Below are 10,953 nucleotides of genomic sequence, written 5' to 3'. Positions count from 1 at the left end.
ATGGACGATGCCGATTCGAGACTGGAAGCCTGCACTCAATCGATTTGCGATCGAGTTTGAAGGCAGGTTTCCCCTCTAACTTTTACCCTTGACACAAAAAGATTGACATATCCCCAAATTAGATTTTGGCGACTGGTACGCGCTTAACACTAGGTTGAGTGCGTATCACTTTTTGAGGCTGCACTCGCTTGGCGTAACAATCCACGCTGTCAAAGCTGGCTTCACGCTTAAAGAAACAAATCTTGATCCAACTTCTGGATTGCGCCATCAATTTGCTAATCCATCAAAATTTGCGTCATCAATTTGCTAATTGCTAAATTAACGCCATCAATTTGCTCAAAACTTAGGTTACTAGGAATACCAATAACTGGCTTTGCGCCTGACTTTGAACACAGTAGGTTCAGGTATCAAACAAGGTCGATTATGATCGCGCCACTGATTTTCTAATCTAGCCCACACTGATCTCAGCATTCCCCAACGCGGCAAAATGAACGCAAAATGGCGATCGCGCCACCAATTTGCTCATCGCGCCATATTATTTGCTCACCCACATTTGCTCACCCACATAAATCGTGCGATCGTACATCTGTAAAGGCGGCACCCAGATTCGAACTGGGGGTGAAGGTTTTGCAGACCTCTGCCTTACCACTTGGCTATGCCGCCTAGCCTTGCGCTTTCTCAATCTCCTGTCTCACTATATCAGCTTCTACTCTTTCTTGAGATATGAGAAGCATGAGGTAGCAGAGCAAAGGCATGGAACTGAGAGCCGACGATCGAGCCATCCTGCCCCTGCCTATCTATGTTTGGCTCGAATAATCATTGGGCTTCGATTGCCTCATGCCAACCTATGCAGGGCGATCGATACCTAACCATGCTTATTGCTCATTTTAGTTGTCCACGCAGACAAAGTGAATCGGACTGCTTGCAGCGCTGAGTGGGTTCAGAATGGGCTACCTGTTGACTGAGAGCCGAGAGCCGACGCTCATTTGAAATGCGGTTGCCATTGCCGATCGCTAACTCCCAACACCCGACAGCCGAATTGCTGTGATAAGCTGAAGCATCGAAGCCAGGGACATTCCCGCTTTTGCCCGATCGAGGGGATGCCCTGCACCTCACCCACTACCCCTCAAACGATCGTGATTCGACTTCAGCAATTACAACTGCGCTTCTTCTTTGAGCGAGTCAAACGAATTTGTTCAGCCGCCTTCTTAAGTGCCATTCTGCTGCTGACAACAAGCTGTGCCGCCTCGACCGCAACAACGCCGAGCGTGGTTCAGCCGCTTGCGGAACTGGGTGAAGGAGAAGGTGAACTGGCGATCGTCTCGTGGCCAGGATACATTGAGCGCGGTGAAACCGATCCGGCTTATGACTGGGTGACGAAATACGAGCAGGAAACAAGCTGCAAGGTCAACATCAAAACGGCTGCCACGTCTGACGAGATGGTGGCGCTGATGAACCAAGGTGGCTTTGACCTGGTAACGGCGAGCGGTGATGCTTCTTTGCGACTGGTGGCAGGTGGCAAAGTGCAGCCAGTTAATCTGGATTTGATTCCGAGTTGGGGGACGATCGACCCCCGTCTGCAAAATGCGCCTTGGCACACCGTCAACGGCCAGCACTACGGCGTTCCCTACCAGTGGGGATCAAACGTGCTGCTCTACAACACGCGAACCTTCAAGACTGCGCCGACAAGCTGGAACGTCGTGTTTGAAGAGCAAATCTTGCCTGACGGCCAATCGAACAAAGGCCGAGTCCAAGCGTATGACGGTGCGATCTACATTGCCGACGCTGCGCTTTACCTGAAGGAACATCAGCCGGAACTGGGCATCGACGATCCGTATGAACTGAACCGCGAGCAATTTGACGCCGCCGTTGCCTTGCTGAAGCAGCAGCGTCAACTGGTCAGCCGCTACTGGCACGACGCCAACGTGCAGGTGGATGACTTCACGAATGAAGGCGTGGTTGCCTCTAGCGCATGGCCGTTCCAGGTGAATTTGCTCAAGGCCAACCATCAGCCTGTGGATAGCGTGATTCCAGTTGAAGGCGCAACGGGCTGGGCAGACACGACGATGCTGCATGTCAACGCGCCGCATCCGAACTGCGCTTATTTGTGGATGGAGCATTCCATTTCGCCCAAGGTGCAAGGCGACATTGCCGCTTGGTTTGGTTCAGTTCCCACCGTTCCCGCCGCCTGCGAAGGCAACGAACTCCTGGGTGCGGACGGCTGCAAAACCAACGGAGCCGACAACTTCGGGAAAATTCGCTTCTGGCGCACTCCGGTTGCTGCCTGTGGCGATGGCAAGGAGTGCGTTCCGTATTCGGAATGGAGTTCTAACTATCTGGCGATTATCGGCGGGCAGTAGGAGTTTGGGTGTTGGGAATCAGCGAAAGGCAGCATTCCCACACCGCCGTCTTGAAACTCACTCTGCCGCTTTCCCTGCTATGCCGACACCCGACACCCGACACTCATGATTCCTGCTGTCGAATTCCTTAACGTAACGCGCCACTTTGACGAAGTACGAGCCGTCGATGACCTCAGCTTTACGATCGATCCGGGCGAATTTTTCTCGCTGCTGGGACCATCCGGATCAGGAAAAACCACCTGTCTGCGCTTGATTGCCGGATTCGATCAGCCGACATCGGGCAGCATTCGCCTCTCAGGTCGCGAAGCCGCGCAACTGCCGCCCTACGATCGCGACGTGAACACGGTCTTCCAAGACTACGCTTTGTTTCCGCACATGAGCGTCGGGCAAAACGTCGGCTACAGCTTGATGTTGAAGAAGGTTCCGAAGGCTGAGCGCGATCGCCGCGTCATGGAAATGCTCGATTTGGTGCAGTTGGGCAATTTGGTCGATCGCCGTCCCAGTCAGCTTTCGGGCGGACAGCGGCAACGAGTCGCCTTGGCGCGTGCCCTGATCAATCAGCCAAAGGTGCTGCTGCTCGATGAACCGCTGGGCGCGTTGGATTTGAAGCTCCGGCAGCAGATGCAGACGGAACTCAAGGCGATTCAGCAACGGTTGGGGATCACGTTCATTTATGTGACGCATGACCAAGAGGAAGCCTTGACGATGAGCGATCGCATGGCCGTCTTTAACCTGGGCAAAATCGAACAGGTCGGCTCTCCGATCGAAATCTACGAGCATCCCAAAACGCCGTTTGTCGCAAATTTTGTTGGCGTCTCCAATTTGATTCAGGGATCGCTGGCCGAGCGCTTGACCGGATCACCTCAGCCGATCGCCCTGCGGCCAGAAAAAATTCAACTGCATTCGATCGACGCTGAGGACGGCGTAATCGGCAAAATTCAAGAACTCCTCTATCTGGGAATGTACACGCGCTATCGCGTCCAGCTTGATCCCGCAGGCGAACTCATTGTGGTTGAGCAAAATTTAACAACGCCACGCTTTCAAACTGGCGATCGCGTCCGCCTCACCTGGCAGTCGCAGCATATTTCTCCGGTGGCGTCATGACCCTACAAAATGAACAAGTTGGGATTGTGCGATCGATCGCTACCTACCTCTATCAGCGTCCGCGCCTCGTTCTTGTGCTGCTGCTGACTCCGCCTTTGGTGTGGTTTGGTGGCGTCTATGTGGGATCGCTGGCAACGCTGCTGATTCAAAGCTTTTTTCACCTGGATGATTTCACGGGGCAGGTGGTTCGAGCATTCACGCTGCAAACCTATCGCCAACTGCTGACACCTGCGAGTTTGCGAATTGTGCTGCGGACAGTGACGATGGCCGCATGCGTGACGGTGACATCGATCGCCCTTGCCCTACCGCTGGCCTACTACATGGCTCGCTATGCGACGGCTCGGATTAAGGCAATTCTCTATCTCGCCGTCGTCCTGCCGCTGTGGGCAAACTATCTGGTGCGCGTGTATGCCTGGAAGCTCATTTTGGCGAAAGAAGGAATTTTGACCTGGTTTATCCGTCAGCTTCATCTGGAATGGCTGCTCGATCGCGTCCTGCAACTGCCGATCGTCGGGGGATCGTCCTTGTCCGTGTCTGCGATCGGCATGTTTCTCGCGTTTGTCTATCTCTGGCTGCCCTACATGATTTTGCCGATCGAAGCGGCTCTAGAGCGCGTCCCCGCGTCGCTGATTGAAGCCTCTGCGGACTTGGGCGGACGACCCTGGAAGACGTTTCGTAATGTAACGCTGCCGCTGGCTTTTCCCGGCATCGTGGCGGGATCGATCTTCACCTTTTCGCTCACTCTGGGAGACTTCATCACGCCGAGCATTTTGGGAAATTCCAGTCCGTTTATTGGGCAAGCGGCGTATGTGTTGCAGGGCACGGCAGGCAATATTCCGCTCGCGGCGGCGTTTACGGTTGTGCCGATCGCGATCATGACCGTCTACCTGCTCGTCGCAAAGCGGCTAGGAGCGTTCGATGCGATCTAAAGCACCTTTTTCACTCAAGCTGGCCGTCGGCGGCGTCTTATTTTTCCTCTACTTTCCCTTCGCCGTGATTTTGCTGTATGCCTTCACGATCGAAGATGCCGCTTTCACCTTTCCGCCGCCCGGACTGACGCTGAACTGGTTTCACGTCGCTTGGCAGCGGCAAGATTTGTGGCGGGCGCTTTGGCTGTCGGTTCGCGTCGCCAGCATTGCAACGGCGATCGCGCTGATTTTTGGAACTTTGGCGGCGGCAGCGGTGTATCGGACGCGCTTTTTTGGTCGTGAGACGATTTCGTTTCTGCTGCTGCTGCCGATCGCGCTGCCGGGAATTGTCACGGGGATCGCCCTGCGATCGGCCATCAGCCTTTTCGGACTGCCGTTTAATTTTTGGACGATCGTGATTGGACACGCCACCTTTTGCATCGTTCTGGTTTACAACAATGTGCTGGCGCGATTTCGACGGACGGCGCGATCGCAAACCGAAGCCTCGATGGACTTGGGAGCCGACACATTCCAAACCTTTCGCTACATTCTTTTGCCCACCCTTTCAACTGCGCTTTTGGCAGGTGGAATGCTCGCGTTCGCCTTGTCGTTTGACGAGGTGATTGTCACCGTATTTACAGCTGGACAGCAGCGGACATTGCCAATTTGGATTCTCGATCAGCTGACGAAACCGCGCCAGCGTCCGGTCACAAATGTGGTTGCCGTGTTTGTAGTTGGCCTAACGTTTGTGCCAATTCTGGTGGCGAACTGGCTGACGAATGATGAGGCGATGAGCGATCGCGCCCGCTAATTACAGTTGAATTTTTCCCGATTCAACCGTCAAAATCTGCGACGACTTGAGCCACTGATTATCAAACGCGCCTAAGTGCGTCGTCGTGATAATCGTTTGGAAACGGTCTTGAATTGTTTCGAGCAGTTTATCTTGGCGGTTGAGGTCGAGTTCGGCCAAAACATCATCGAGCAGCAAGAGCGGCGGTTCCCCGATCACGGCTTCAATCAGCTTCAGTTCGGCCAGCTTCAGGGCAAGCACCAATGTCCGCTGCTGACCTTGTGAACCATATTGACGAGCGGGCGTTTCGTTGATCGTGAATTCCACTTCGTCGCGATGGGGGCCAACTAGTGTTGTGTGCTGCATCTGTTCCGCGATCGCCCGCTGCTGAATTTTCTCCAAAAACGCCTGCTGCACGATCGCGGGATCGTCCTGCTCGATCGGCACGTTGGGCGCATAGCGGACGGTCAGGACTTCGCGACTGTTGCTAATCGACTGATGCCAATGTTGCGCGTAAGGGGCGAGGCGATCGAGGACGCGGGCGCGGCGGCGAATCACTCGCGCTCCCAAGGCGGCCAGTTGCGAATCCCAAATCGCAAGCTGTTCCGGGTCAAGTTCGGCGTCGGGCGATCCTGTTTCGGGAGCGCTGCGCCGCTGCTTGAGAAGGGCGTTGCGCTGTCGCAAAACGACGTTGTACTGCTGCAAAATATGCGCGTAAACAGGTTCAAGCTGCGTCAGGAGCGTATCGAGCCAGTTGCGTCGTTCGCTGGGTGCGCCGCGTACCAAGTCCAGATCGAGGCTGGAGAACTGCACGGCGTTCATCGTTCCTAAAAAATCAAGCTGGCGGCGCAAGGCTTCGTGGTTGATCGAAACCGTGCGCCGTCCGCTGCTGCGAAAGGTGATTCCCAAATCGACGATTCCGGTTTCGCGCTCCAGCACAGCCGTAATTTGGCTGGCGGCTTCTCCGTCGAGAACCAGTTCGCGATCGCGCACGGCTCGATGCGATCGCAGCGTTGCCAGCAGTTCAACGGCTTCAAGCAAGTTCGATTTGCCCTGCGCGTTATCGCCCACCAAGATCGTCTTGGGAGCCAAAAACTCCACCTGCTGATCTTGGTAGTTGCGAAAGTAGCGCAGATGCAGCGACTTGAGGTACATCAATACTCAGTCACTATAGATAGTGACTTGATTAGTAACTTGCAATCACAAATAGTTAAATTCTACAAAATCCTACACTACATCAGTTCAAGAGTTGTATTGACGAGTAATAAAGATACGGAAGATGTCTTTATCTAAACTGAAGCGATTTGGCAACTGAGACGAGTGCGATAGCATTACCTTTGCAGGCAGGTGTCCTACCTTCGCTCTACTTGAATAGTTAATGTCAGCACGATATATCCATCTGTTATTTACATACCAGCCAACAGCCTCACCAAAAGCTTCAAGAGCCTCGTCATCCATGTCATCATTTTCAGGAAGTAGATTATACGCAAAATCATTTTCTTCCACGTATTCAAAAATCTGCTTCTGTACACTAAAGCCAAACCGCCCACCACTATAGACAACCCAAAGGTTATCAATGATACTTAAATTTTTCCTTGAAATGTTGACAATATCGTCAGCAGTCAAATTATCTGAAATATAACTGCCAAATACAGTTCTATTATCGAAATTCAAAGCCTCTTTTCCACAGAGACTTGCAATAATTGATTCTGTCTCTTCATCTGCTTCCTGCCATTGATTCGCCTTAAGCAAGTCACGTAGTCTCTCATAACCTTCTGGAATTGCTGATGTTGGCTCGCCCAACATAGCTTCGGAGGAAGCAGCAAATTCAATGACCGCTCTAGCCATTTCAAATTCATCAGATTGGGTAGGAATTTGATCTAACAAAGCCTTCCACCTAAATAGACTATTTTTAAGATCAGAAGCATCATGGGCTTGACTCGCTAGATCTCTTGAGATACGACTCACTGCATCTCGTGTGTTGTATCCCTGCTCTAGTAGATGAGCTAATACTTCTTCGATCTCATGGACTGCGGCGGCTAGTTCGTTATCTAAAATTGAATAATTATAGTGATTGTCAATATCGTCACCTTGTACATATCGTTGAACAAACTCATTGTAGTTTCCGCTAGCTAAGTTGATATGGCGATCGCCTTGGCTAGAACTATCTTGAATGGTTGTTCTATGAGTATTAGCTTCTCCACTTTTAGAGCTTAAATGTCCAAAATAAAGGCCGACTGCAATCAATCCACAACCAAGAAACAAACTTGCTAATCCGAAAATCCAGAATCTAATAATAAGAATGCCGATTACGCCCAGTACTAAACCAAGGAAATAGTATTTCAGCAGTGTTCTACCCGATAGCCATCGGCTTAAGAAATTGAACATTTCTTTCCACTCTTGCTTTTGTGAGTTCTGCTCCCACATTCCTAGAAAAATTGAATGCCCAACATGCCTAAAGTAAGCTTGATAACTTCTACTGCTACCTCTCCAACAGCACCGTTCGCAGCAGCATCAGCTAAATATTTAGCTCCTCTGACCAGAGTGTTTCTGAACTTGAAGTCATTTCTTGCGAGATTTGCCAGAGCGACTGCCTTTTCCTGAGTAGTATTCTTACCCTGTACTTCAAGTTTCTGAATTTGAGATACAATCTCACTCAAATCTTGATTCAAGTTTGTATTGTTTCCCTGAATGTATGTGCCTTGATTGTTCTGAACATAGTTGCCTTGTACATAATTACCTTGGTTGTTCTCGATGTAATTACCTGTGCCCATATTAATGTTGCGGTTGCCACTCATAATATCTTCCTAAGGAAAAGCGCTGGACGTATAAACTATAACATCCAGCGCTTTTTAGTGTAGCTATTACTTTGAGAAAGTTATCTATTTACCGATTTCGGTAGAAGAAGCGGAAGAAAATTTTCTCCAGTTCAATCCACACGAACATTAAGGAACTGAAGCCAAAGCAAATGGCAAGTTCGGTTCCCGTCAGGTAGTGCGTTCCGAAGAAGTTCCGCAGGGGTTCCACGTAGATCAGCAGCAGTTGCAAAATCGTGGTCAGCCCGACAGCGGCAATGATGTAGGGATTCGAGAACGGGTTGAGTTCGATCGTCAGTCGGCTGTTCGATCGAATTGCCAAAGCATGACCCATCTGCGCCAAACACAGCGTCGTAAACACCATTGTCTTCCAGCGATCGGGACCACCAGGAGCCTCCACAGTCTGCGCGTAGTTGAACGACCAAACCATCAGTGAGATTGCGATAATCGCCAGCACAATCCCGATGCGAATCATGTACAAGCCCAAACCACGAGCAAAAATGCTTTCGCCCGGATCGTGCGGCGGACGGTTCATCACGTTCGGCTCGGCAGGTTCAACCGCCAAGGCCAGCGCGGGCAAACCGTCTGTCACCAAGTTCATCCACAGAATTTGCAGCGGCGTCAGGGGAACGCCACCCGCACCCACCACGATCGGGGAGGCGGCGATCGTCAAGACTTCCCCGATATTCGAGCCGAGGATGTACTTGATGAAGCGGCGAATGTTCGTGTAGACGGTGCGGCCTTCTTCGGCAGCAGCGACGATCGTGGCGAAGTTGTCATCCAGCAGCACCATATCGCTGGCTTCTTTGCTCACGTCCGTTCCCGTAATTCCCATTGCAATGCCGATGTCGGCTTGCTTCAGGGCGGGCGCATCGTTCACGCCGTCTCCGGTCATGCCAACGACACGGCCTTGGTTTTGCAAGGCTTGGACGATTCGCAGTTTGTGTTCCGGCGCAACGCGAGCGTAGATGCTGACCTCGTTGACCTCGCGCTGCAAGTCTTCCGGCGAGAATTTTTCCAGTTCTCTTCCGGTGAGGACGCGATCGCCGTCTCTGGCAATTCCGAGATCTTGGGCGATCGCCTTGGCCGTCAACTGGTGATCCCCGGTAATCATGACCGGACGAATGCCCGCCGTTTTGCAGCGAGCAACCGCATCGCGGACTTCCGGGCGCGGCGCATCCAGCATATCCACCAGCCCGATCCAGACGAGATCGCGCTCATACTGATCGTCCGCGCCCTCTGGCGGCTGTTCGTTCAGCGGACGATAGGCAAACCCAAGGACGCGCAGACCGTTTCCAGCCAGTTCGTTATTTTTGTCCAAAATTTGCTGGCGGTGCGCTTCGGTAATCGGCTGGGGCGACTCTCCGATTTGAATTTGCGAACAGCGCTCCAGCACCAGTTCGGGCGAACCTTTGGAAAACAGCATGAACGGCGCGGTAGGCAAAAAGTTGAGCTTGTCGCCGCCCTGCACAATCACACTCATTCGCTTGCGCTCAGACGAAAAGGGAAACTCACCGACACGCGGCAGATCGATCGCCCACTGGTCGCCGCGAATGTCCGCTTTGGCCGCGACAACCAGCAACGCGCCCTCGGTTGGATCGCCCAGAATTGCCCACTGGCCGTTTTCCTTCTGGAGAACCGAGTCATTACAGAGCGCACAGGCAACAAGGAGAGTTTTTAGTTCGGGATTGGCGATCGCCTCCACAGGCTGATTGTCTTTGCGAAATTCACCTTCGGGAACGTAGCCTTCTCCAGTGACAGCGATCGAGCCGCTCGGCGGATGCACGGACTGCACGACCATTTTGTTTTGGGTCAAAGTTCCGGTTTTGTCGGAGCAAATCGTTGTCACCGATCCCAAGGTTTCCACAGCAGGCAGCTTGCGGATTAAAGCGTTGCGTCGCACCATCCGCTGCGTTCCCAACGCCAGCGTCACCGTAATTACAGCAGGCAGACCTTCCGGCACAACCGCAACGGCCATACTCAGCGCCACTTCCAAAAGCTGCTCTAGCGGCGAAAAGTTGCCAGCCCGCAGCACGCCGCCGATCACCACGAGGGCGACGAGCGCCAGCGATCCCGCGACCAGCACATTGCCCAACTGCGTCATCCGCTGCTGAAGCGGCGTCGGTTCCGACTCGACCGCTTGCAGCATTTCGGCAATCCGGCCAATTTCGGTTTTCATTCCCGTACTGGTCACTTCCACCGTACCGCGACCCTGCACGACTTCCGTACCTTGAAACACCATGTTGATGCGATCGCCCAGCGGCGCATCTTCGGGTAATTTCGCCTTTGCACTTTTATCAACCGCTTGCGCTTCTCCGGTCAGGGCAGCTTCGCGCACCTGCAAATTCGCTTCTTCCAGCAGGCGACCGTCAGCGGCGATTTGCACTCCGGCCTCCAGCAGCATCACATCGCCGGGAACCAGTTCTTTGGAATCGACTTCGCTAATTCTGCCGTCGCGAATTACGCGCACCTTCGGCGAAGAGAGTTTCTTGAGCGCCGCCAGCGCTTTTTCCGCCCGACTTTCCTGAATGTAGCCGAGTGCGCCATTGAGAATCACGATCGCAAAAATCGAAATTGCATCTTTGGGAAACGGCGTTTCGCCGCTTGCCAGCGCTCCACGAATATCGATAAATGCCGAAATAATCGCAACGGCAATCAGCATGATCAGCATGATGTTCTTAAACTGATCGAGCAAAATTGCCCAACTGCTGCGTCCTGCTCCTTCCTCTAGCTCATTGAGTCCATAGCGTTCTCGCCGTTCGCGCACCTGATCATTTGTGAGTCCCCGCTGGCGATCGCTTTGCAGGATCTCCAAGGCTTTCTCAGGTTCAATACTGTGCCATGCCGTCGCCGTTGAATCTGCCGCAGAATAAGCCATGCACTCACCAGAAAACACGCAATCTATTTTTACAGCCTTCGATCATAGAGCTTAATCTAGATCGCAGAACACTAGCCAAGGGAAGGGTTGTTAGGCA

General features: G+C 52.6%; 8 protein-coding genes and 1 tRNA gene. 4 read left to right on the top strand and 5 right to left on the bottom strand.

Annotation, left to right across the window (positions count from 1 at the left end; all coding sequences use genetic code 11):
- Nucleotides 1-592 precede the first annotated feature (592 nt).
- Nucleotides 593-663, bottom strand: a tRNA-Cys gene (locus tag H6F67_RS22150).
- 437 nt (nucleotides 664-1,100) lie between these two features.
- Between H6F67_RS22150 and H6F67_RS22145 the strand changes: the two genes are divergently transcribed.
- The 4 genes from H6F67_RS22145 (at nucleotide 1,101) to H6F67_RS22130 (ending at nucleotide 5,183) form a co-directional block, all read left to right on the top strand.
- A complete protein-coding gene (locus tag H6F67_RS22145; RefSeq protein WP_190768815.1) occupies nucleotides 1,101-2,360 on the top strand; it encodes an ABC transporter substrate-binding protein in 1,260 nt (419 codons plus the stop codon).
- A 105-nt stretch (nucleotides 2,361-2,465) separates the two neighbouring features.
- Nucleotides 2,466-3,464 (top strand): ABC transporter ATP-binding protein, encoded by a 999-nt coding sequence (locus tag H6F67_RS22140; RefSeq protein WP_199304572.1) that lies wholly within the window; start codon nucleotides 2,466-2,468, stop codon nucleotides 3,462-3,464.
- Nucleotides 3,461-4,393: an ABC transporter permease gene (locus H6F67_RS22135; RefSeq protein WP_190768814.1), complete on the top strand. Its 933-nt coding sequence runs from the start codon at nucleotides 3,461-3,463 to the stop codon at nucleotides 4,391-4,393. Before H6F67_RS22140 ends, H6F67_RS22135 begins: the two co-directional genes overlap by 4 nt.
- Nucleotides 4,383-5,183, top strand: coding sequence for an ABC transporter permease (locus H6F67_RS22130; protein ID WP_190768813.1), 801 nt, complete (start codon nucleotides 4,383-4,385; stop codon nucleotides 5,181-5,183). The genes H6F67_RS22135 and H6F67_RS22130 overlap by 11 nt, the downstream gene beginning before the upstream one ends.
- On the opposite strand, the gene recF is transcribed toward H6F67_RS22130, so the two are convergent.
- The 4 genes from recF to H6F67_RS22110 all read right to left on the bottom strand — a co-directional run bounded on the left by recF (nucleotide 5,184) and on the right by H6F67_RS22110 (nucleotide 10,856).
- A complete protein-coding gene (recF, locus tag H6F67_RS22125; protein WP_190768812.1) occupies nucleotides 5,184-6,317 on the bottom strand; it encodes a DNA replication/repair protein RecF in 1,134 nt (377 codons plus the stop codon).
- 87 nt (nucleotides 6,318-6,404) lie between these two features.
- Nucleotides 6,405-7,589, bottom strand: coding sequence for a GUN4 domain-containing protein (locus tag H6F67_RS22120; RefSeq protein ID WP_190768811.1), 1,185 nt, complete (start codon nucleotides 7,587-7,589; stop codon nucleotides 6,405-6,407).
- Nucleotides 7,590-7,591: 2 nt separating this feature from the next.
- Nucleotides 7,592-7,960, bottom strand: a complete 369-nt coding sequence (locus H6F67_RS22115) for a hypothetical protein (protein ID WP_190768810.1) — start codon at nucleotides 7,958-7,960, stop codon at nucleotides 7,592-7,594.
- Between the two features lie 88 nt (nucleotides 7,961-8,048).
- A complete protein-coding gene (locus H6F67_RS22110) occupies nucleotides 8,049-10,856 on the bottom strand; it encodes a cation-translocating P-type ATPase (protein WP_190768809.1) in 2,808 nt (935 codons plus the stop codon).
- Nucleotides 10,857-10,953 lie beyond the last annotated feature (97 nt).

It is taken from the genome of Microcoleus sp. FACHB-1515 (genome assembly GCF_014696105.1).
Classification (GTDB): Bacteria; Cyanobacteriota; Cyanobacteriia; order Elainellales; family Elainellaceae; genus JAAUTJ01.
Note: the sequence above shows the minus strand (reverse complement) of the source record. Positions and strands in the feature narration are given on the sequence as shown.